The organism is Alteromonas sp. CI.11.F.A3, assembly GCF_032925565.1.
Taxonomy (GTDB): domain Bacteria; phylum Pseudomonadota; class Gammaproteobacteria; order Enterobacterales; family Alteromonadaceae; genus Alteromonas.
On the sequence record NZ_CP136708.1, the window covers coordinates 4,572,859 to 4,596,913 of the forward strand.

Consider the following 24,055-nt stretch of genomic DNA (forward strand, 5'->3'; position numbering starts at 1 on the left):
AATGGGGAGCTGTACCTGTCTTAAGTCCTTGTAAAAGGCAAGAACACCCCCACATAACGCTTATGATCCAGGTGTAGAAGTAACATGAGCAGCAAACAACCTAAATACGAATATGTCAGTTCCGCAAAATTACCTACTCGTCATGGTAATTTTAAAATCCATGGTTTCGTTGAAACCAGTGGACAGGAGCACGTGGCGCTTTCCTATGGTGAATGGAAAGAAAACGATGTGGTACCCATCCGCATTCATTCTGAATGTCTAACGGGAGATGCCCTTTTCAGCACCCGTTGCGATTGTGGTTTTCAGTTAGAAAAAGCCATGCAGAACATTGCCGAAAATGGTTTTGGCGTTTTACTTTATCTTCGTCAGGAAGGTCGAGGTATTGGGTTACTGAATAAAATTCGCGCTTATAATTTACAAGATAGCGGCATGGATACGGTTGAAGCCAATGAACATCTAGGTTTTGATGCCGACTTACGTAGCTATGATATTTGTAAGCTAATGCTCGATACCTTAGCTGTGCATCGCGTTGAGTTGATGACCAATAATCCTAAGAAGCTAGCGGCATTAAAATCGTTAGGCATTGATGTAGTGGCACGTAAGCCTATCGATCACGGTATTACGGAAGACAATAAGAACTACATCAAAACCAAGACTGAAAAGCTTGGTCACGCATTCGACCCCCACTCTTTCAAATAAGTCACTTTTCCATTCAATCTATTCCAACCTGAATGACAATAATTCAGGTTGGTTCAGGTTACGTTAATAACCGATGGGCTATAACAGATACAGACTTTGTGACATTGCCTGTAAAAGTGCTTAGTTTAAGCACTCTCATGCAGAGTAATGTAAGGAGAACGTATGAGAAAACTGACTTTAGCTTTACTCGTAGCCATGGGAACTCTATCAACATCATTCCCCATGCTCGCATCGGCAACGGTTGAGCCAGAAACTAGTGTAGATAACTACCAGTATTCAGACGCTGAGCTAGATAGCCTACTTGCGCCCATTGCGCTCTACCCTGACACCTTGCTTACTCATATTATGATTGCGGCCACCTACCCTCTTGACGTAGTGGCAGCAGACAGATGGCGTCAAAGCAATTTGCACCTTACCCCTGAACAAATAGAGCAAGCGCTAGATCCGGTTACTTGGGATCCGAGTGTAAAAGCCTTGGCTGCATTTACCGATATTCTGCACACCATGGCCGAAGATCTAAACTGGTTACAAGCGCTTGGTGATAACGTGCTAATTAGTGAAGCCCGTGTACTGGATAGAGTACAGTTGCTTCGCCAACACGCCCTTAACACCGGTAACTTACAATCGAATGATTACCTTGAAGTAGAGCGTGAGATAGAACAAGAACGTAGCGTGATTGTTATCGCACCTCGCCATAGAGATGTGGTTTACGTGCCTTACTACGACCCGCTTATTGTATTTGGGCTTTGGTCTCATGCCATAGCGCCTGTGCACTGGCATCATAGGGTCAGCTACCGTCATCGCGGGAATTTTTTCTGGGCACCGCAGGTTAGGCTTTCAAGTTTCTTCTATTTTGGCGGTATTCGTTGGAGCAATCGACATGTAGTGATCCACAGAGAGCCAGTGCGTCACTATTACAGAGGCACCCCAAATAAACGCGTTTATAGCAAAGGTTATCAGCGCTGGCAGCATAATGCTGACCACCGTAGAGCTCGCTATTCTAACCGCGTGGTACATAGTGCGCCTAAACGATATAGCGCCACTCGCTCAGTGAAAGTAAGAAGCCACGAGCGTGGTAACACTAGGGTTATCAACGCTAAGTCTTCAAGGCACACGCAGACAAGCGTCTCTCAAAATAATCATCGAAACATACAACACAATAACCAACTTAAAGGACAAACTTCGCGCAATGTAAATGTGGCAAACAAGCAGTTAAAAACACCACGAACGGTGACTCCTAGACATAGCACTACGACGCGAACAGTCACGACCACTAAAACCGTGAAGCGTGAGAGTAATAAGGCTTCAGGGCAGAAGTACCAGCAAGGCGCTTCTACCCATGTAAAGCGGACGCAAACTAGCGCTAAAAACACGCAAGCTAGGGATACTCGTACAGCGTCTAACCGTCCGTCAATGTCGCAACAACGTACTACACGGAATGTTGATCGCAGCGCGAGTCGCGACAGAAGTGTAAGCCGTGAAAGGAGCGTAAGCAGGCAAAGCAACGTTAACCGTAACAGAAGCGGGCAAAGTAAATCTCATTCACAGAAGTAGGTTGAGACTAAATCGGTTGGGGCAAACACGCCTCTAACCTAAAAGCCAAACGCGCCTTGTTCATACAGGCGCGTTTGTTTTTGATGGCAAGCGGCTATATCTGTGCGTAGTATGAGTTAACTTTTTCTGATGGTAATGGGTTATATGCACGCAGCCACACCTCCTCAAGCCTTGTTATGGGCTTATTTACTATCTCCCAATGGTGACGTTACAACCATTGAAGCGAAGGCTATTCCCGACGCCTTAGCACAGTGTGCATCCAGCGATAATTACCTTTGGCTGCATGTACAGTCAGATGCTGAAGACGCTGGCGCCTTGTTGCATTCTAGTGGCTTACATCAAACCGTGATAGACAGCTTACTTGCGTTAGAAACAAGACCAAGAGCCATGACGCTGCATCAAGGTACCTTAGTGTATTTGCGAGGCATCAATAAAAACCCTGATGCCGACCCAGAAGATATGGTGTCGCTACGTACATGGTACAACAGCCGCATTATCGTAAGTGCTCGACGTAAAAACAGACGATTAGCCTCCATTCAAAATCTTCGCGATGAAATAGCCTCTAAACAGGTGCCAATAAACCCACCCGCCCTTCTGCTTAACATGATCACAAAAGTTGCTGATACCATTTTAGACACCGTTGATGAAATGGACGAGAGCTTAGTAGGATTTGAAACCCGCGAACAACTGCGAAAGGAAGATAGGCAAAATCTATCTATCATAAGACGCCAAGCTGCATCTATCAGGCGCTACCTTGCGCCACAGCGAGATGCGTTAGATGCCCTACACCGCTTACCTGATACCCTGTCTCAAAACCAAAGCTTTGAACTGCGAGAGCAGACCGACCGCATGAGTCGGTATGTAGAAGATATGGATTTGTTACGTGAAAGGGCAATTGTGCTTCAAGACGAATTACGAAACCGAATAGCAGAGCAACAAGGCGTGCGTATGTACGTATTATCGATGGTAACGGCGATTTTCTTGCCCTTGTCGTTTTTAACGGGAGTGTTTGGCATGAACGTTGGCGGATTACCTGGCACAGAATCTGCCAATGCTTTTCTATATTTAATCCTTGGAATGGGTGCACTAAGTCTCTGCATGTTGGTCGCAATGCTATGGAAGCGATGGCTTTAATAGCGCGTATCTATCCTATCAAATTCATTAAAAATAATTAATTTTCAAGGTATTAGTATAAAGGCTAATAGATTTTAATTTTTTTAATCGTATGATTGGTCAAAATAGCGCTCTTAGCATTTTTTGCCTACACTTAGGCAAACTGCTTTAGTGGAGAGAAAACAATATGCAGTACCCTTGGATACAAGAAGGACACAAGATCTTTCGAGTAGTTATACTTATTCAATTAGTCATTTCTTTTATCATAGGCTTTGTGACAGGCGATATCATCACAGCCGTGGTGCTTGGCATTCCTATCGCTGCTCTGCCTCTATACTTCAGCTTTCAGCAGCCTCAGTCAGTTATCAGCCGTCATGCAGTAGCCATTGGCATACAATTACTCACAGCGCTGCATATTCATCAAACCTTCGGGCTTATTGAAATGCACTTTGAAATATTCGTGACATTGGCGTTTCTTTCTTATTTCAGAGACTGGAAGGTAATTGCGACAGCCACTGCCGTGGTTGCGGTACACCACATCAGCTTTTATATTCTGGCTACGCAAGGTGCTCCTGTATTTATCTTCCAAGAGGGAGATCTAACGTTCCCTATTTTATTAATGCACGCGGCTTTTGCATTAGCGGAAGGCGGCCTTTTGATGTACATGGCCAAACAAGCCCATCAAGAAGGGGCTGGCGCCGCAGAATTACGTATTGCTATAGAAAATATGCAGAGAACTGAAGGGCAAATAGATTTATCAGTATCCTTCGAGCGAGAAAACGAGATACTTCGTCCATTTGGCGAACTTATTGACCAGGTTAAAGACTTAGTTGCTTTAGCGTCTTCATTAATGAATGAGGTCGTTAAAGGTTGTGAAAAAATGGAAACTGCGGCGAGCAATATGTTCGAAATTAGCCGTAATACCGACCAAGAAATTGCCATGGTGTCAGCTTCGTCTGAAGAAATTGCGCAAACCATGCAGATGTCTGCCGAACAGACAACACGAGCTAGCGACAAAGCGTCTGCGGCAGAGGCCTCTTCAGGTTCAACTCGCGACTCTATTGTCACCACCAGCAGAACCATAGATTCGCTGCGTAGCACGCTAAATAACGCTGCAAAAACTAACACTGCACTTAACGAACAATGTTCGCACATTTCAGAAGCCATGCGCGCCATTACTTCAGTGGCAGAGCAGACTAACCTGTTGGCGCTTAACGCGGCTATCGAATCGGCCCGTGCTGGTGAGCACGGTAGAGGGTTTGCTGTGGTTGCCGATGAAGTACGTACCTTGGCTATTCGTTCAAAAGAAAGTGCTGACCAAATTACCTCGGTTACCGAGCAGTTAGTAAGTCAAACGGCAAGTTCGGTCGACCAAATGCAAACCTGTATTCAGCTTGTTGATGAAGCGGTACTATCGGCTGATACTGCCACCCAGGCAATGTCTGAAATCACGACGCAAATTCAGTTTGCCAGTGAGAGCATGACAGAAATTGCGACCTCTGCCGTTGAGCAAGAAACTGCATCGGCTTCCATCGCAGAAAGTACAGCACGATTAAGTGAACTGACTTCTGAAGAGCTAGCTACGGCGGAATCGTTATCAGCAGAAGTGGAAATTTTGTCTCAAATTTCACAACAAATGCGCGGTGCTATAGGTCGCTTTAAGCTGTAATGTCGAAAAAGGGAAGTTGGACGCTGCTGCTTGTATGGGCAATCAGCTTACTAAGTGCTGTTTTGTTTTATAGCCAGCGTCAGATTTCTGAGTTCGATCCTAAAGGCACTTTACTGCATCAATCAACAAGCGTCACCTTTGACGCTTCTTTGATAACGCTGCTTAAAAACTATGATGTGCCTGCTGGCAGTATTGTTCATGTGGGTACGCAGGAAAATTGTTACTGCGACACCCTTACCGATCCCCATCAAACTCAGCTGATTAACAAACTAGGTCAATTAGACTACAGCGGTTTTAGGCTAGACATTGAAAATGTGCCAGAACTCGCCGCTATATTGCCTTCTGTACCTGCACTTATGGTTGTGGACACCCAATATAACCTTCGCTACTTGGGCCCTTATGCAACAGGCTATGGCTGCTTCACCGGCAAAAATTTAGTGGACGAAATTAGTGGGTATGCATCAAATTCGTCTTACATAAATGCTGTGGTAAAAACCGAAGCCGATGGGTGTTTTTGCAACTCGCACCGTTAGGGGTGAGCTAGCCCTTTTAAATGTGCTACCACACTGCGCCCCAGCGCACTTAAATCGTACCCGCCCTCAAGCGTGCTCACTATACGGCCATTACAGCATATATCAGCAACACGCCTGATTCGCTGGCTTACCCAAAAATAGTCATCTTCGGTAAGGCGAAGGTGCGCCATAGGGTCTTCAGCATGGCCATCAAACCCTGCCGATATAAAGATAAGCTCGGGCTGAAAGTTCTCTAGTGCATTAAACCAATGGGAGATTTTTTCTCGAAACACCTCGCCGGTAGAACCCGCTTCAATTGGCACAGATAAAATATTACTTGCTGACACAGGCGCACCGCTATGAGGATAAAACGGATGTTGAAAGCTAGAGCACATCATAATGCGCTGATCCCCTGCAATAATATTTTCAGTACCATTGCCGTGATGCACATCGAAATCGATAATAGCGACGCGAGAGAGTTGATAGTTTTGTAAGGCATAGCGAGCAGCAATAGCCACGTTATTAAACAGACAAAACCCCATTGAACCGTCGTAGGTAGCGTGATGCCCTGGCGGACGAGCCAAACAGAATGCCTGTCTATCATCACCCTGCATAGCCCAGTCTACTGCATTGCAACCCGCCCCTGCCGATTCCAAAGCGGCAGGCAGGGTGTATTCCATCAACCCAGTATCATCATCTAGCCAAGTAACTGGGTTACTGTCGTTATGATTTACATCGGGATGTGCCTTTGTGGCTGCTGACAAGTGTTGTGCACGGGAAAACACACTTTTCACATACTCTGGACTATGTGCCAAGGTGAGATACGCTTCAGCAATAGGCTTTGCATCAGCGTGTTCACACACCATTTCTAAACCTGACGCTAATAGCTGGTCGTCTATTGCATACAATCTATCAGGCGACTCAGGATGCTCTGGCCCTAAGTCGTGCTTAATACCATGTTTTGTGCGATAAATTCGAATGGTCATGGTAACTCACTCACGTTTAAAACTAATTCAACGTCACTGGGGTCATCGGTAAAAAGCCGCTTAAACTGCATTTGTTCAAAGATTGTGATCATAGGGGTATTTTCTCCCCTAACATAGGCTACCATCTGATTTATTTCACGGGCTTTCGCTATACGAATAAGCTCGTTCAATAGCCTACTTGCCATGCCTTTACCTTGCTGTGTTTCTCGGGTAACAAATGCTACCTCACAGGAGTTATTAACAGCGTTGTAGTAAAAGCGTCCGACAGCATGAATAGTAATTCGAGACCCTTCTTGGCGCACGATACACAGCGCCACATCAGAGGTTTGATCTACACTCACCAAATTACACGACTTCTCTCTCGACATTTGTTTGGGGTCGTAGTTGTAGCGAAGTCGCAAGGTTTCTTTGGTGTGCGAATAAAAGAACTCTTGAAGGCGGCGTTCGTCAGCGGGATTCAGCGGGCGCATATAAAACTTCTCGCCCTGAATATTCAGCCGTTTAAGCTGAATTGCTCCCAACTCTGGAATATCAGTGGGGTACTTTTCTTGATAATGCGGCACCCAATAATGCTGTCTGACTTCTTCTAATAGCTGAGATCTGAACTTAGGGTGCGCCACACGTATTAACTCTAGCGCTCGTTCGCGAATGCTTTTCCCTTTAAGAGATGCAATACCGTACTCAGTAACAACATATTGTACATTTCCTCGCGAGGTCACTACACCAGCCCCTTCGGCAATACGAGGGGTAATGCGAGATACAGTTTCATTTTTAGCCGTGGATGGCAGTGCAATAATAGCTTTGCCCCCTTTGCTAATAGATGCACCGGTGACAAAATCGACCTGACCGCCAATGCCACTATAAAAATCATAACCCAATGAGTCGGCAACCACCTGCCCCGTTAAATCAACTTCTAAGGCACTATTTATCGCCACCATATTGTCGTTTTTGGCAACATTGGTAGGTTTGTTCACATAACTGCTAGGGTAAAATTCAATATGTGGGTTGTTGTCGATTAAATCGTAGAGCTTTCGGGTACCAATAGCGAAACTGGTTACTACCTTGCCAGGGTGAAAGGTTTTTTTCTTATTCGTCACTGCACCAGATGCTAACAACTCGATAATACTGTCGGTAAGCATCTCGCTGTGAATACCCAAATCTTTGTGATGACAAAGGTACTTAAGCGTGGCACTTGGAATTTTACCAATACCGAATTGCAGAGTAGCACCATCATCAACCAACATTGAAACGTACTGCCCGATACGTTCTGCCACACTATCAATAGGCGGAGGCATAACTTCAACTAAGGGCTCGTTTGCTTCAATACATGCAGTAATTTCGCTTACGTGAATATAGGAATGGCCGGCGGTTCGGGGAACTTGTGGGTTTATTTGAGCAATCACGTATTTGCTTTGGCGCACTGCCGACATGGCAATATCAACCGCCGCTCCTAATGAGCAATAGCCGAATTCATCAGGGGGACTAACATTAACGAGTGCGGCATCTAAAGACAGCGTGCCATCACTAAACAAACTTGAAATTTCAGACAGGAATACGGGGGTGTAGTCGGCTCTGCCTTCATCTACGGCTTGTCGCATCGCCTCACCACCAATAAAGAAGGTATTGGCTTTAAAAAGATTTTTGTACTCTTCTTTTACCCAGCGAGTATCGCCGAGTGCAAGCATGTGTACTAACTCAATATCACTAAAGCCATCGCTGTGCTCGATTAAATGTTCAATTAGTGCATATGGTACTGATGCGTTGCCACCCACAAATAATCGACAGCCCGATTTTATCAGCGCTTTCCAATCTGGTTCAGACGGTAAACCTATTGCCATACCCTCGGCCTTATTCCCGCTAATCTGTACCACTATAATGACACATTTTTCCCATTGTGCGTTACCCAGCTAGTAAGACAACGGGAAAAACGTTAAAGCAGCACTGCTTCCATTAGTTCAGTGTAAACGGATGCAGCCAATTGCGAAAGAACGGCGATATGGCAAACATGCTGTTTGACAGTCTGTGACCATCTTCAAGCAGCAACAGTTGGGAATTACGCAGCTTCGCGTAATCAATACTATGGGCAACGGGAATGACATCATCATTCCAGCCGTGGATAACACTGGTTTTACCGGTGTAGTTGTACTCTTGCACTTCATAGTTTGGCATATACAGCGCTGGCGCTAATAAGAACAGTCCCCTTGCAGACACTCGCTCAGCCGCCACCAAAGACACGTAACCGCCCATACTAGAACCTACTAAAATAACTTCGTCGCCTTGCTCTTGTACCGTATCTACCAATCGGGTAATACGGTCTTCGGGCGACGGTAAATCTTGGTAATCCACACTAATAACATTAAAGCCAACATCGCTAGCCACGTTAGACAATGTAGTGATCTTACTGCCCCAAGGGCCACTTTCTTTTCCATGAGAAAAAATGACAGTAGTCATCGTAAAACCTCAACGTCTAATTTATTTATCTTGTTTATGAAACAGCTTTTCAACCATCACGTAGAACATAGGTACAAAGAAAATCGCTAAGAAGGTGGCAGCAAACATGCCCCCCATTACCGCAATACCTATCGCGTTTTGGCTTGCTGAACCTGCACCGCTAGCCAATGCCAGCGGTGTTACACCGAGTATAAAGGCCATAGATGTCATTAATATTGGGCGAAAACGCTGAGAAGCTGCGTTTGATACCGCCGTCATTAAGTCTATGCCTTCTTCATATTGGTCTTTTGCGAACTCAACAATAAGAATAGCATTTTTCGCCGCCAGACCCACCGTAGTCAAAAACGCAACTTGTAGGTAAACATCGTTTGGCAGATTGAATAAAAACGCTGCTGTCACTGACCCTAGAATACCTAAAGGCACTACTAGCATAACGGCAAATGGCACAGACCAACTCTCATACAATGCTGCTAAACATAAGAATACAATGAGAATAGAAATAGCATACAGCATCGGCGCTTGCGAGCCAGCTTGTTGTTCTTCAAAAGATAACCCTGACCACTCAATGGCATAACCGTCAGGTAATTGAGCAACCAGCTTCTCCATTTCTTCCATGGCTTCACCGGATGAAATACCTTCAGCAGGGCTACCTTGAATGTTGACCGACGAAATACCGTTAAAACGCTCCAGTTTAGGCGAGCCATAAACCCATTGGGTAGAGGCAAAAGTACTGAAGGCCACCATGTCACCGTCGGCGTTGCGTACAAACCACTTATCTAAATCGTCTGGCGACATGCGATATTGAGCATCCGCTTGCATGTACACCCGTTTAATACGGCCTTTATCAATAAAGTCATTAACGTAGCTTGAACCCCATGCGATTTGTAGCGCACTGTTTATTTCGCTTAAATTTAACCCCAATGCAGATGCTTTTTCACTGTCTATATTGACCTTAAACTGAGGTACGTCGCTTAATCCATTCGGGCGAACACCCGCAAGTTTAGGGTTTTGTGCGGCCATACCTAACAACTGATTACGGGCATTCATTAAGGCTTCGTGGCCGTTGCTTCCGCGATCTACAAGTTGCATATCAAAACCTGTGGCGTTACCCAATTCCATAATCGGCGGCGGTACAATAGGAAATGCTGAGGCATCTTGAATTTGACTAAACGCACCAAATGCACGGCCCACTAAGGCGAATGCTGAGTCGCTTTCGTCTCGTACGCTCCAGTCATTCAAGTTAACAAAACCCATACCCGCGTTTTGTGCTTGACCAGCAAAACTAAAACCAACGACCGTAAATAAGCCGTTTACTGCACCTTGCTCTTGGTCTAAGAAAAAGTCTTCAGCTTTTTTAACCGATTCCAATGTACGACCCGCTGTAGCCCCAGGCGGTGTGCTAATTAGCACCATTAAGCGGCCTTGGTCTTCATCTGGCAAAAACGCGCCTGGTAGTTGCGCAAAAATATAAGCCATGCCCGCGACTAAGATGCCGTACACTGCAAAGTAACGTTTTGCGCGCTTTGCCATATGTGTGGTGGTGCGCTGATAACGGTCCCGCCCTTTGTTAAAGGTGCGGTTAAACCATCCAAAGAAACCTTCGTTTTTGTCGTGTTCTGGATCGTGTTGTTTTAACAATGTGGCACATAAAGAAGGTGATAAAATGATAGCCACTAGGACTGAGAATCCCATGGCTGATACGATAGTAATTGAAAACTGACGATAAATAGCGCCTGCAGAACCACTGAAAAAGGCCATAGGAATAAATACTGTCGACAAAACTGCCGCAATTCCTACTAACGCACCAGTGATTTGAGACATAGACTTTTTAGTCGCCTCAGCAGGTGGCAAGCCTTCCTCTTCCATTATACGTTCGACATTTTCTACCACGACGATGGCGTCATCTACCAACAAGCCAATGGCCAATACCATAGCAAACATCGTTAGCACGTTAATGCTGTAACCAAACGCAAGCAGTACCGCAAATGTACCGAGTAAAACAACAGGAACCGCAATGGTAGGGATAAGGGTAGCGCGCCAATTCTGCAAAAACAGAAGCATAACGAAAAAGACCAATACCACGGCTTCAATTAGCGTGTGAACTACCGATTCAATTGATAGTTCGATAAAGGGTGATGCATCAACCGGATAAACAACTTTTACGCTATCTGGTAAATTGCTGCGAAGCTCTTCGACACGTTGTTTGACGGCATTAATCGTATCAAGCGCATTCGCACCTGACGCTAAACTTATCGCCATGCCCGAAGCAGGATGACGATCGTAACGAACGATGACATCGTAGCTTTGTGCACCAAGCTCAACCCGCGCCACATCACGCACACGAACCTGAGAACCATCGGTATTAACTCGCAACACAATACTTTCAAAGTCGTCCACGGTTTGCAGACGAGACTGTGCTTGAATAGTTGCGTTAATCTGCTGACCCTGAATAGCAGGTAGCCCACCTAATTGACCGGCTGACACATCAGTATTTTGAACTTCTACCGCACCTTGAACATCCACAGGCGTTAGGTTGTAGCTATAGAGTTTATCTGGATCTAACCAAATACGCATTGAACGCTGGGCGCCAAAAACACGTACGCTACCGACACCATTAACTCGAGATATTGGATCTTGAAATTGAGAGACTAACAAGTCACTTAAATCATATTGACTCATTTGCCCTGTTTCGTCATAAAAACCAACAGCAAGTGAGAACGCAGAGTTAGATTTGGCAACGGTTACACCTTGTTGTTGCACTTGAGTAGGTAACAAAGGTAGTGCAGATTGCACCTTATTTTGGGTTTGAACCTGGGCAATGTCTGGATCTGTGCCTGGCTCAAACGTAAGGCTGATGGACATACTACTATTTGAACTACTAGCCGAAAAATAGCGCAGGTTATCTATGCCTGAAAGGTTCTGTTCAACCACTTGTGTTACTGAATTTTCAACGGTTTCAGCTGACGCACCAGGATAAGATGCCGTAATAGTGACCGTCGGCGGAGCGACTTTAGGGTATTGTTCAATAGGCAGGGAAATTATAGCAAGTACACCTGCCATCATGGTAATGATGGCAAGTACCCAAGCAAAAACAGGTCTGTCGATAAAAAAGCGAGCCATAGTAAACTGATCCTATCTTAACGTGAGCCGCGTGACGGTGACTGCCACTCGCTGGTGTTTACTTTGCTACCGGGTTTCACTTTTTGGTAACCAGAAACAATTAATCTATCGCCTTCTTTAATACCCGATGTGACAATATATTGGTCTTTATAGATGTCGCTCGTTTTGAGTGCGCGAGCTTCTACTTCGTCATTACTGTTCACTACATATACAGATAATGAGCCGTCTTGTTGACGCATGGTGGCGCGCTGAGGCACTAACAACGCTTGTTCTGTACCCGTAATCACATGACCTTTCACGAATAAACCTGGTAATAACAAGCCATCTGGATTTGGCATTTCGGCGCGAAGGGCAACTGACCCCGTACTTTCATCTACGGTCACTTCTGAAAACTTCACACTACCTGTGTGTTCGTATTTTTTACCTGTGGCTTCATCAAGAGTTAGCTCAACAGGCATAGAGCCTTGTTCTTGCATGGCCTGGCGAAGGGTGAGTATGGCGCGACCCGACTCCTGCATATCTATAAAGATAGGGTTTAACTGAGTGATTGTGGCAAATTGCTGAGTTTGGTTAGTCGTCGCTAGTGTACCTTCAGTGACGAATGAGCGACTGATACGACCGCTAATTGGCGCATACACCTTGGTATAGCCTAAATTAACTCGCGCTAAATCCACCGCTGCTTCAGCAACAATAATGGCGGCTTGTGCTTGTTCTTTTTGCGCAATCACATCGTCGTATTCTTGGCGACTAATTGCATTTTGTTTAATAAGGTCGTCGTAGCGACGAGCTTTCGCTTCTAACGTTTTCAAATTCGCTTCGGCACTTTTAACATCAGCAATGGTACTGTTTAACTGAGCACGATAGCGTGCATCATCAATTTGATAAAGCTGCTGGCCTTTTTCAACTTGTGCACCTTCTTCAAATAAGCGATCTGTAATTACCCCATCCACTTGAGGACGCACTTGAGACTGACGAGACGGTGTGACCCTTCCAGGAAGAATCATTTCATGGGTTACCGATTGGCGAGCAATCGTAAGTACCGACACAGACTGTGGCGGCATACCTTGCTGCCCTGCACCCGCCTGTTCAGACTCAGTCGAACACCCAATCGCACCTACCAACAAAGCGAGGGTAGTGATGATATAAAAAACGCGTTTCATAATAATTTCTCGAATTTTAAAAACTAACGGTTACCGGCAAACGAGAACGTTTAACCCATAAACTTAAATTTTGAACCTGTCTCAACTTAGGTAGCATTCATGCGCTGAACTATAAATACCTTGGCATTACTCAGCGCGATCACATCAACTGGACTAATGAGATCGTACGCTCCAAATGCAGCGTGACATTACAGTAATTCAACAATGTAACAACCTGCTGTGACGAAAGGGTGATTTACCTGCCAGCATGAACGCTGGAATATCCTTACTCGCGTATATACCTGACACAAGTTTTACATTGTGTGCGCTTATACTTAAGATTAAAAGTAAAGGGAGTTGAAGATGCTGATCTTGTCGGTCAGTTGCATCGTTTTTATACTATATCGCACTATTAAGCATGTAAAACTCGCTTTTCATTCAATTTTTAGCGTTAGAGCCCGTAATATCGCAATAAAGTTTGATACGCTGAAATAACACCTTGCGCCGCTTCATGGCTGCCCCCCTTGTCTGGGTGCGCCGTTATTAACTGCTTCCTATACTGCCTTTTGAGGGTGGTTAACGTAATAATTTCTGCCTCATCGATACTGAGTATCGCATGGCAGTGCGCAATATTTTCTTTTGAATCATAAATAGGCTCACCGCCCATCATTTGCTGCCAAAAACCATTCAATAAGGCTTCTACATCGGCTTCACCAGTACTGATTAAGTTTTGCCAGTTCAGATAGTAATCAGCAAGTGAATCGCTTTTACCCAATGTGGTGGCGTTACGCTCACCGTCGCTTTGACTACTCGCTTTTAAGGGCAATAGCACTATACGGGTAGCATGAATATCTAGCTCGCCCACCAAGGCATCACGCCAAAGGTTTCTTAGTAAATATAGAGTATGAAACAAGATGAAGTGCGTATTGAACAAAGCGAGGGAGTCGCGCAGCGCATTGTCATTAAACAACTGATAAGGAGGTGACTTAAGCTGCGAAATTAGCGCGTACTCTGTCATCCCTTCTTCAAACTCTGCTTTTTTGGTGGAAAGTATGTCTAACAACAACTCCACTTTTTGCGCATTAGTCGCGTTAAAAGAAGGTATCTCTTGAGCATTCCCCATGGTAAACCTCATGTTTGTATCAGCCTATAGCATAGCAGAGGATGCTTACTTCCCCTTATCTAAAAACGCACTTGGGCTTCTAGTACCTTTGTAATTTCACTGCTTTATATGATTTTTGTAATATATCAAAAATTCCTCTTACAAATTTAGTTGAAAATTTGAACCAAAATAGCCAAATGGCTGTTAAAGTTATGTTATTCAAAGCAACAATAATAATTAGGAGCTCACTTGAAAGCACTCATTGCATTGACCAGCATTATTGGATTTTTAATGGTGGTATTACCAGGCCCGCTATATCAATACGCAGGCGTCGATTTAGGCATCGCATTTACCTCGCTGCGCTATGGCGTATATGTGGGTGGTGCAGCCATTATACTTATCATTCTACAAGTACTAATAAAACGTAAAAGCGTCAGCTGGGGAAGTACATTTGTTTTCGCTGTATTAGCGTTAATTGCCGTTGCCATGCCAGTTAGCATGATGGGCAAAGCCAGTACTGTACCGCCTATTCACGATATTACTACCGATGTGACCAACCCTCCGGCGTTTGTGGCTATTGCACCGCTGCGTGAAAATGCACCAAATCCTATTACTTACGAAGGTGGTGAGGTAACGCGTCAGCAAATCGATGCTTACCCTGAAATTAGAACCCAATTATTGGCGCAAAGTATTGATGAAGTCTTTGCCGCTAGTGAGCGTACTATTGACGCACTAGGCTGGGAGCGTGTTGCCGATGGCGCACTGCCCTACACTTTGGAAGCGACTGATACCACCCAGTGGTTTGGATTCAAAGATGATGTGGTTATTCGCCTTAAAGCTAAAGACGATAATACCCTGGTAGATATTCGTAGTAAGTCTCGGGTTGGTAGAAGCGATTTAGGTAAAAACGCCGAGCGCATCGATACCTTTTTAACTGCACTTCGCGCCCAACTAAACCCTAGCTAGGCGCTAACTAATCGTTACCCTTAGGCTATACACAAAAAAGCTCAGGTACTACCTGAGCTTTTTTATACCCGACATTCTGATAGTGGTATTAGTGGGCTAATTTCAATACCACCACGCCTGCCACGATAAGAGCTGCGCCAAAGTAGCGCGCGATAGAAGTAGGATCGCCATAAAACACGACCCCAACTAAAAACGTTCCTGCTGCGCCTATGCCTGTCCACACAGCATATGCAGTACCTATGGGAATATTTTTTTGCGCCATCCATAGACAAAAACCACTGGCCGCCATAAACCCTATCGCTAACATTATCCCCATCACGCGGGTTTCAGCTTCTTGAGACAGCTTCAATCCTACAGGCCAACCTATTTCCAATAAGCCCGCCACAATCAAATAAACCCAGCTCATTTCTTCTCCTTTTACCCTCAGCTTTTCACCAATCGCTTTCACTACTGGCTTTGCACTACAAGCTAGCCAATTGAATGCTTACCGCCCCTAATACTGCTGCGTTCAAGCGGTTGAACCAACGCCAAAATGACGGGCGCTGCATATGGTGCGCGAATTTAGCGGTTAGGGTACTTAGCCCAACAAACCATACAATAGATGCCCAAATTGCACCGAAGACAAACCACCATTTATCCAGTTGCCACTGGCTGGCCAAATTTCCCATCAACAACAGCGTATCTAAGTAAAAATGAGGATTCAACCATGTCACCGCCATGGCAATAAGGAACGCTCGCTTAAATGACGTTTGCTTCTTCGACATTTCAAGCACAAGCGCATCATCAGCCATAGAGGCTTTAAGCTTGTTAAACGCAAACCACAAAAGAAACACAACGCCGGCCCACTTAGTTACTGATACCAACAAAGGATATTCTTGTAACAGCAACCCGAACCCCATTGCTCCTAAGCTAATAGAAATGGCATCGCTCACGATAAACAGCAGTACGAACAACCCTGTCCATTGACGCTTCAAAGACTGTTCGATTAAAAAACTATTTTGTGCACCAACGGCAATTATTAGGGTACCGCCCATCACAAAACCACTCAACGCTGCCGCAAACATGAACTAGACCTCAAAAATTGAAATGAATGAATAAGAGGCGTTGATTTTAGCCACTCTTTTATACTAAATTAAATTAATAATTTTTCTTTGTTATTAAATTAATTAATACCACTGTAAGTGCTTAGTTATAAAGAGAACGAGCCTTTATCATGCTTGATTACGCCGCCCTACATAGTTTTCGCGAAGTACTACGCTACGGCAGTTTTGAGCGCGGTGCACAAGCGCTCAACCTGACTCAGTCGGCAGTTTCACAAAAGATAAAGCGACTAGAACAACAAGTGGGCGGGCCGGTTTTAGTACGAATTAAACCGTTAAAAGCCACGCCACTTGGCGAACAACTCTTGTCCCACGTGCAAAAAGTGAGTGTATTAGAAGAGCAGTTAACCACACGCAGCGGTGCCGCGGACAGTGCGTCACCACTGAGTGTGGCAGTCAACAACGATGTATTGGCTACGTGGTTTACTGAAGTGATGGCAAGGTTCAGCGAGATACGTTCTAACCCCGTACATATTTATAATGCTGATCAAACCCAAACCCGCACCCTATTGCAGCAAGGTAAAGTCATGGCCTGCATTAGCCAAACTGGCACTCCCATTACCGGCGGGCAATCAGCTAGGCTGGGTACCATGAATTATCAACTCTATGCATCACCTAGCTTTATAGAACGTTACCTTAAAAATGACGTAAGCCCTGAACGGGTAATGGGCACACCGGGCTTACTTTATGACGAATTTGATGCCACCCTACTCACCGATTATCAGCGAGAGTGTTTAGACTTCGCACCGTCACTCACCACATGTCATTGGTATCCGTCGTCTCATGGATTTGCAAAAATGGCCGTAGAAGGCGTAGCGTGGGCGTTATTGCCAACCTTACAAGTTAAACAAGAAGTTACATCGGGCCAGCTCATCTCGCTATTTCCTAGCAAACAATTAGGTGTGCCTTTGTTTTGGCATTGGACAGAACAGGCATCAAGCGCCCTTGGCGATTTTAGCCAAATGGTTAAACACATATCAAAAGAACAGCTAAAACCATGAAGTACAATAAACACATCGCGTATTACCACCAGCATGCTTCAAAGCTTGCTTCACAATACACTAGCGTTGCATTTGAGGATGTACATGGCGATTGGTTGTCACATATACCATCGCTAACCCATACCACTATATTAGACATAGGTGCGGGGGCAGGCAGAGACGCGAAAGCCCTGGCTGATATGGGAAATCACGTTACCGCTATTGAGCCTGCAAGCGCGTTAATGCAATCGGGCATGGCCTTTACGGGAGAGTCGGTAACGTGGATTAAAGATACCCTGCCCTTACTGACATCACAGAAAAAACAACACTACGGGCTAATTTTAATTAGTGCTGTTTGGATGCACCTAACCCACGTTCAGCAACAACAAAGCTTGCAACGATGTAGCCAATTGCTTTTTGCCGAAGGACATTTAGTCATTACTTTGCGACACGGTGAATTTGATGACGAACGGGTAGCTAACCCGGTGAACGCAAGTGACACCATCGAGTTCGCGAAATCTTGCGGTTTAACCTTAATGCATAACATCGCCTCTAGTGACAAATTGCACCGCCAAGGGGTAAGTTGGCAAACATTGATATTTACAAAATAAGCAGAAATGTGGCTTCACTCCGAACACTTTTCATACTAACCTAGTGCTCGATTGAAGGTTAATTAAGCAACGTAAATCCAAGCGACGTTATTCAAGCACAGTTAATTAAGCAAAGTTGTAGCCATTCGGGGGGCTTTTTTTGGCTGTAGTACATAGACGTACCTGTTTCTTAATATTTTTCGCCGCTTTGGGGGTGCTGTTTAGCCTTTCTTTTTCTGTGTCTGCAAGCTCTGATACTGCAACTACCACTACGCCGGTTTCTGACACTACATCAGGCTCAATTAGTGAGAATGCATTGCCTGATTTTGAAGAGGCTATTTTTCTACACCCTAAGCAGACCTACCGAAAATTAACCACACTCGCGCAAGCAAATGACTTTAGCGAAGCAGGCAGAGTTTGGTTACTGCTGCGTAAAGCCCAGTCTGAAAAAGTTTTAACCCTATACAAAGAAATGGATGCCACCCTTGTTACTGTTGCACCGTTTGCCAATATAATGACGAACAAGCAACATGCGCTGTGGCTTTATTTACAAGGGAGCCGGATGCACCAAACAGGCAATATTTCTGACGCTATCGACACCTTAAAGAATGCAGTTGAAGTCGCCAAAGAAGATACTAACAGTACTATTTATGTGCTCGCTATTAGAGAATTAGGCTACGGGTTTGCACTTTCCGGGGACTATTACCGCGCCACCCTCGTACTGCAAGAAGCTTATAAAAATCTCGTTACTTTAAACAACCCCTTTTTTAATGGGTTGTTAGAAGAAAGCCTAGGCGACACCTATAACTATTTAGGTAATTACACCAAAGCCATTGAGTATTACGAAGGTGCTATTGCCTTCTTCGAATCAATTGGCTACCAGCCCCATGTTGCCAGTACCTTGTTGGGTTTAGCGATGGTGAACCGGAAACTCGAGAATTGGGATGATGCACTTTCCTATTTTAACCGTTACGAAATAGCACTTAGTTTTACTGATAATCACAGCGAAAATTTCTATTTGCATTATGGGCGCGCCATGACAATGGCAGAAAAAGGGGAGTGTAACCTTGCTATTGGTGCTATCGATGATGCATTGAGCTTGTCGGGGCCCATTGACTACAACGCAGAGCTTTACAAAAAACGCGCCCTATGCAATTTAACCCTTGATAACTTGCCTGCAGCTAAACAAGATTTATCGAAAGCACGCACTATTTTTAACGGCATAGAAGCATTGCACAATACGCAGTGGCATTTAGAGCTTGATTACATTGCAGGTTTAGTGGCATTTAAAGACAATCGCTTTGAGCAAGCTTTTAAATTTATTCACATGTATTACAAAGACTTTCTTGAATTGCAGCGGTTAAACAATTCAGACTATGTCACCCAAGTACAGACCACGATGGAGGCCGAGCGTAAAGACAAAGAAATAGCTCTATTAAAACAACAAACTCAACTGCAAGCGGTAACGGCAAGAGAACAATCACTGAAAGTACGGCAGAAAAATATGATGTTAGCAGGGGTAGTACTTATATTCGCCTTGTTACTTATTTTTGTGGTTTTCCAATATAAAAACTCAAAAAAGCTACTGGCCCTTTCTATTCGAGACGACCTTACTGGTTTACATAATCGGCGTTACTTCTTTGATTATTTTGAGCATAACCTTGTTAAATTAAGCCCTCATCACGTGGGATTGGCGCTCATTTCTTTCGACATAGATAACTTCAAACACATTAACGACAACCTTGGTCATCACGTGGGCGACGAAGTCATTAAATCCGTGGCGCAAACTGCGGCAAATACCCTACGTACTAATGACGTTATTGCACGTATTGGGGGAGACGAGTTTATTATTGCCCTTCCCCGCACCACGCTATTACAAGCCGAAGACATAGCCAAACGAATCCTCGAGAATATTAGAAGTCACCGATTTATCACGAAAGAAGGCGCAGATTTTAGTGTAACAGCCAGTTTAGGCGTGGCCTACCATGATCAAAATAAGTTTGTTGCCTTAGACGTGAAATCATTGATGGAGTCTGCTGACACAGCGCTATACCAATCTAAGCGTGCTGGCAAAAATCGCTTCACGGTTGCAGCTTAGGAAAAACGCGTCTAACGCTTTATTTCTGGCAAAACTTACCTATTATTTAGGTAAGCTTCAAGAAAGGGACGTTATGATCAAAGCGATATTGTTTTGCCTAGGCTTTTGTTTAATTTCATTTTTCAGCTGTGCAAACACAGGCTCTCGCCTAACTGCAACGGGCGGCATAACTGGGTTTGAAGGTACCGCTGGTGGTGGTATCACCCCTTGGGCTTTTATTAGCGGCTATGGCAGTAAAGAAGAAATTAACGGTACCGCCAATGTTCAATACCTGCATTTAAACGACTACACCTTAACTTCCTTTGGTGCCAGCTTAGGCATTTACGACCGCATAGAATTAACTGTGCAGCGCCAAAGCTTGGATATTTCATCTGGCATTACCAGCAATGTTTTCAGTTTACTCACCGATGGGGCAATTAGCGCCGCACAATCTACCCGTATCGACATGGATATTGTGTCTGCAAAAGTGAAAGTGTTGGGTGATGGCGTATTTACTCAACGTTCTTGGATGCCCCAGGTGGCTGTTGGTGCCCAATATAAAAAGCAGCGAGATTTTGATACCACCCTTCTATTGCCTGATGGCACCGGCCCACTTCCTAATCAAGGCGTAGCACGCATACTGGGCGCTAAAGATGATAGCGGTACTGATTTTTTTGTTTCTGCTACCAAGCTTTATTTAGGCCACATTAACGGCCTTAACTTATTGACCAATTTAACCGCCCGCTATACCAAAGCTAACACCTTTGGCTTACTTGGTTTTGCTAGTGAGAATGACGATAGCTATAAATTGGAGTGGGAAGGCTCCTTAGCGCTGCTAACTAGCCCTTCAACCGTAGTCGGCGTTGAGTTTAGAACTCAAACCAATCGCCTAGGCGGGTTAGCTGAAGAGGATACGGTAACCGACGCCTTCATTGCTTACTTTCCCAATAAGTCATTTTCCCTCACCGCAGCTTATGTAGATTTGGGCAACTTGCCTATGCAGCCTAGTTCGACAGGCTTCTATCTAACTGCCACTGCTAATTTTTAAGTTGGTGATGATGAGTAGCTATTTACAGAAACCAAGAATAACAACAGCCGTAATCGCGTTACTTTTAAGTATGTTAGGAGGTATCGGTGGGTGCGCTTCTACGCAAACGGCAAGCAAAACTTCTGCTAGTCTGTACGATGAAATAGGTGGCAGTAAAACCCTTAACACTGTGTTTGGTGTTGCTATTAATCGAATATATAAAGACCCTGTTATAGGACATTATTTTAATGGCGTGCCTAAAAGTCATTTACGCAAACAACTGGTATCACAAACTTGCGAGCTTATTGGCGGCCCTTGTGTTTACGAAGGCAAAGCCATGTTAGAGACCCACAAAGATTTGAACATCAAAGAACGAGAATTTTATATTTTAGTAGAATATGTACAGGGCGCTATGCGAGATGTAGGCCTAACCTATCAGCAAGAAAATCAAATATTGCAAAAATTAGCCCCGATTAAATACGAAACAATTTACCTGTAATTGTTGAGAAGGCGCCGAAGACAGTTGCCTTGTAAAATATAAATGTTAACCCTTGCGAATAAAAAAGCTGCGTCCAATACGTTATCTTACGCGTAAGGTTAATATCGCCATTAAAAAAGACAACTTTTCATGTATTTACGTTTTGCTCAATTGCCTTTACGTTTCTCTTCTGTCTCCATTGCGCTTGCACTGTCATCAACACTTTTCATACCCGTTAGTTACGCACTAGACGATCCCGACGCGGTACCAGAACAAGATGTAGAACGCATCCGCATTCAAGGCAGCACGCAAACACAGAGTGGACAATTTGTTTCAGCCTCTCAAGGTTGGGTGTCTGGCGATACCTTAGTCGAGCGCCCCATGCTTCGCACGGGTGAAATGCTAGAGTTTATTCCGGGCATGATGGTGACCCAGCACAGCGGTTCAGGTAAAGCGAACCAATACTTTTTACGCGGGTTTAATTTAGATCACGGTACCGACTTCGCCGTCAGTGTAGATGGCATGCCAGTAAATATGCGAAGCCATGGCCACGGACAAGGTTATTCAGATCTTAATTTTGTTATTCCTGAAATGGTAGACAACTTAAGCTATTTTAAAGGCACCTACTACGCCAACATTGGCGATTTCTCTAGCGCCGGTGGCGCGTATTTTAGTTCTAAAGATAACCTTGAAAGTAACCAACTACTTGTAACCTTGGGTGAAGATAACTATCGCCGTGCCGTAACCTTAAATTCAGCCAGTATTGGTAAAGGGACGGCTATTGCCGCTTTGGAATACCAAACGTATGACGGCCCATGGACAGACATCAACGAAGACGTAAAGAAAAAGAACGCTAATTTACGTTATATAGTGCCTTTATTTGATGGTGAATTGGCCATTAGCGGCATGGCTTATGAAAACAATTGGAATAGTGCCGACCAAGTTCCTGCGAGAGCGATTGAAAGCGGCCTAATAGACCGTTTAGGCTCGATTGATACTCAGGTAGGCGGTGAGTCATCGCGATACAGTTTGTCAGCGCAATACAATAGCGACACGATAAATGCATCGCTATATGCTATCGATACCGACCTTACCCTTTTTTCTAACTTCACCTATTTCTTAGATAAACCAGACACCGGAGATCAATTCGAACAAGCTGATGATAGAAAAATCTATGGGGGTGAACTATCAACAACACTTCCTCTTTCTACTCCATTCACCGTTGGCGACGGAAGCAGTATTACCTTGGGGGGGCAATGGCGATATGACGACATAGACAATGTGGGGTTGTATCGCACGCAAGACTTGCAGCGTCTAGGTACTAATGGCGAAGATACTGTTGATGAAAGTACTGTTAATGAAAGTACCATTCGTGAAGATGCGATAGAAAGTAGTTCATACGCTGCCTTCGCCCAATCTACAATAATGCTCTCAGATGCGCTTTCTTTATCGCTAGGTGGGCGTTACGACTACTTTGACGTAGAGGTAGACGGCCAAAGTGAAAACAGCGGTAGCGAGAGCGATGGTATGTTTAGCCTAAAAGCGGGCTTGAAATATCGCGTCGCCGACACGGTTACCACCTTCGCTAACATAGGCCAGGGTTATCATTCCAACGATGCCCGAGGGACTACCATTACCCAAGACCCGGTCACAGGTGAAGCCGTAGAACCCGCACCGTTGTTGGTTCGCTCACTAGGTTACGAAACCGGCATTAACTGGACTGACGACAAGACCTACAATATTTCAGCCGCCCTTTGGCAGCTAGAATTAGACAGTGAGTTAGTATACGTAGGTGATGCAGGGTTTACTGAAGCTAGCCGCCCCTCTACACGTTACGGGGTGGAGCTAAGCGCTTATTACTGGTTAAGTCATCACCTTACTGCCGATGTAGAAGCGGCATACACCAAGGCACGATTTAGCGATAACGTTGATGGTGAAGGTGATCACATAGACGGCACAGTACCTGTAGTAGTAAGTGCGGGTGCCACATGGTACCAGCGAAGTAATCAACAAGGCTTCAGTTATACCCTGCGTGCAAGGTACTTAAGTTCACGCACAGTAGACAGCTTTGATGTTATTGAACCGCCCTCAACATTTTTGCTTAACACCCAAGTTGCTTATCAACATAGCGATTGGCAAGTGGGTTTAGAGATATTGAACCTGCTTGATAACGATGCACACGACATCGATTATTACTACGCCTCTCGTTTACCTGGTGAGCCAGAAGAAGGGGTAGAAGACTTACACTACCACCCTGTAGAACCAAGAACCGTTAGACTTACCTTTGGGATTAAGTATTAGTTTGAGAATGCCGCGCAAAGTACTTGTTTTAATGCATAATTCATAAAGTACTTTGCGCCGCTTAAAAACAAGTTTATCGCTATTCATTATAAGTAGAAATGTCTTCTTTTAACCTGAACATTGATTAACTTAGCGTTCATTTTTCGTTCATCTCATATCCCCTATTCTTCTTATTAGTTCTCCCAACCTAA

General features: G+C 44.7%; 20 protein-coding genes. 12 read left to right on the forward strand and 8 right to left on the reverse strand.

Translation table 11 applies throughout. The features are described 5' to 3' along the window. Positions 1-84: 84 nt before the first annotated feature. From ribA to R1T43_RS19720, 5 genes are all read left to right on the forward strand, one after another. Positions 85-699, forward strand: a complete 615-nt coding sequence (ribA, locus tag R1T43_RS19700; RefSeq protein ID WP_211069143.1) for a GTP cyclohydrolase II — start codon at positions 85-87, stop codon at positions 697-699. A 162-nt stretch (positions 700-861) separates the two neighbouring features. Further along, positions 862-2,253: a DUF3300 domain-containing protein gene (locus R1T43_RS19705; protein ID WP_317351283.1), complete on the forward strand. Its 1,392-nt coding sequence runs from the start codon at positions 862-864 to the stop codon at positions 2,251-2,253. Between the two features lie 144 nt (positions 2,254-2,397). Continuing rightward, positions 2,398-3,387 (forward strand): zinc transporter ZntB, encoded by a 990-nt coding sequence (locus R1T43_RS19710; RefSeq protein WP_317351286.1) that lies wholly within the window; start codon positions 2,398-2,400, stop codon positions 3,385-3,387. 166 nt (positions 3,388-3,553) lie between these two features. Next, positions 3,554-5,035 carry a methyl-accepting chemotaxis protein gene (locus tag R1T43_RS19715; protein WP_211069146.1) on the forward strand — a complete coding sequence of 494 codons (1,482 nt, stop codon included), beginning with the start codon at positions 3,554-3,556 and terminating at the stop codon, positions 5,033-5,035. Further along, complete coding sequence (locus tag R1T43_RS19720) at positions 5,035-5,568, forward strand: DUF6436 domain-containing protein (protein ID WP_317351290.1); 534 nt, start codon at positions 5,035-5,037, stop codon at positions 5,566-5,568. Before R1T43_RS19715 ends, R1T43_RS19720 begins: the two co-directional genes overlap by 1 nt. Here R1T43_RS19720 and R1T43_RS19725 read toward each other — a convergent pair. From R1T43_RS19725 to R1T43_RS19750, 6 genes are all read right to left on the reverse strand, one after another. Continuing rightward, complete coding sequence (locus R1T43_RS19725) at positions 5,565-6,533, reverse strand: histone deacetylase family protein (RefSeq protein WP_317351293.1); 969 nt, start codon at positions 6,531-6,533, stop codon at positions 5,565-5,567. The two genes, R1T43_RS19720 and R1T43_RS19725, sit on opposite strands and share 4 nt — an antisense overlap. Continuing rightward, the gene (locus tag R1T43_RS19730; RefSeq protein ID WP_317351296.1) at positions 6,530-8,371 is read right to left on the reverse strand and encodes a GNAT family N-acetyltransferase; all 1,842 of its coding nucleotides are present in this window, start codon (positions 8,369-8,371) and stop codon (positions 6,530-6,532) included. The genes R1T43_RS19725 and R1T43_RS19730 overlap by 4 nt, the downstream gene beginning before the upstream one ends. 112 nt (positions 8,372-8,483) lie before the next feature. Beyond that, positions 8,484-8,984: an alpha/beta hydrolase gene (locus tag R1T43_RS19735; protein WP_317351299.1), complete on the reverse strand. Its 501-nt coding sequence runs from the start codon at positions 8,982-8,984 to the stop codon at positions 8,484-8,486. Between the two features lie 21 nt (positions 8,985-9,005). After that, on the reverse strand, positions 9,006-12,104 hold the full coding sequence (locus R1T43_RS19740) for an efflux RND transporter permease subunit (RefSeq protein WP_317351302.1): 3,099 nt from the start codon (positions 12,102-12,104) through the stop codon (positions 9,006-9,008). A gap of 17 nt (positions 12,105-12,121) precedes the next feature. Next, on the reverse strand, positions 12,122-13,264 hold the full coding sequence (locus R1T43_RS19745; RefSeq protein WP_317351303.1) for an efflux RND transporter periplasmic adaptor subunit: 1,143 nt from the start codon (positions 13,262-13,264) through the stop codon (positions 12,122-12,124). Between the two features lie 430 nt (positions 13,265-13,694). Further along, on the reverse strand, positions 13,695-14,378 hold the full coding sequence (locus R1T43_RS19750) for a DNA-J related domain-containing protein (RefSeq protein WP_317351305.1): 684 nt from the start codon (positions 14,376-14,378) through the stop codon (positions 13,695-13,697). Between the two features lie 216 nt (positions 14,379-14,594). Here R1T43_RS19750 and R1T43_RS19755 point away from each other — a divergent pair, with 216 nt between their 5' ends. After that, complete coding sequence (locus R1T43_RS19755; protein WP_317351307.1) at positions 14,595-15,311, forward strand: DUF1499 domain-containing protein; 717 nt, start codon at positions 14,595-14,597, stop codon at positions 15,309-15,311. Between the two features lie 88 nt (positions 15,312-15,399). Here the strand turns inward: R1T43_RS19755 and R1T43_RS19760 are convergent, their stop codons facing one another. Beyond that, entirely contained in the window at positions 15,400-15,717 is a 318-nt protein-coding gene (locus tag R1T43_RS19760) for a multidrug efflux SMR transporter (protein ID WP_317351310.1), read from the reverse strand. Positions 15,718-15,772: 55 nt separating this feature from the next. Next, positions 15,773-16,375, reverse strand: a complete 603-nt coding sequence (locus tag R1T43_RS19765; RefSeq protein ID WP_211069154.1) for a LysE/ArgO family amino acid transporter — start codon at positions 16,373-16,375, stop codon at positions 15,773-15,775. 149 nt (positions 16,376-16,524) lie between these two features. On the opposite strand from R1T43_RS19765, the gene R1T43_RS19770 reads away from it, so the two are divergent. From R1T43_RS19770 to R1T43_RS19795, 6 genes are all read left to right on the forward strand, one after another. Next, positions 16,525-17,412, forward strand: coding sequence for an ArgP/LysG family DNA-binding transcriptional regulator (locus R1T43_RS19770; RefSeq protein WP_317351312.1), 888 nt, complete (start codon positions 16,525-16,527; stop codon positions 17,410-17,412). Further along, the gene (locus tag R1T43_RS19775; RefSeq protein WP_317351315.1) at positions 17,409-18,002 is read left to right on the forward strand and encodes a class I SAM-dependent methyltransferase; all 594 of its coding nucleotides are present in this window, start codon (positions 17,409-17,411) and stop codon (positions 18,000-18,002) included. The genes R1T43_RS19770 and R1T43_RS19775 overlap by 4 nt, the downstream gene beginning before the upstream one ends. 139 nt (positions 18,003-18,141) lie before the next feature. After that, positions 18,142-20,079, forward strand: coding sequence for a tetratricopeptide repeat-containing diguanylate cyclase (locus tag R1T43_RS19780; protein WP_317351318.1), 1,938 nt, complete (start codon positions 18,142-18,144; stop codon positions 20,077-20,079). Between the two features lie 73 nt (positions 20,080-20,152). Next, positions 20,153-21,106: a DUF3034 family protein gene (locus R1T43_RS19785; protein ID WP_317351320.1), complete on the forward strand. Its 954-nt coding sequence runs from the start codon at positions 20,153-20,155 to the stop codon at positions 21,104-21,106. 70 nt (positions 21,107-21,176) lie between these two features. Further along, on the forward strand, positions 21,177-21,584 hold the full coding sequence (locus tag R1T43_RS19790) for a group 1 truncated hemoglobin (protein ID WP_317351323.1): 408 nt from the start codon (positions 21,177-21,179) through the stop codon (positions 21,582-21,584). 129 nt (positions 21,585-21,713) lie between these two features. Next, positions 21,714-23,864, forward strand: a complete 2,151-nt coding sequence (locus R1T43_RS19795; RefSeq protein ID WP_317351325.1) for a TonB-dependent receptor — start codon at positions 21,714-21,716, stop codon at positions 23,862-23,864. Positions 23,865-24,055 lie beyond the last annotated feature (191 nt).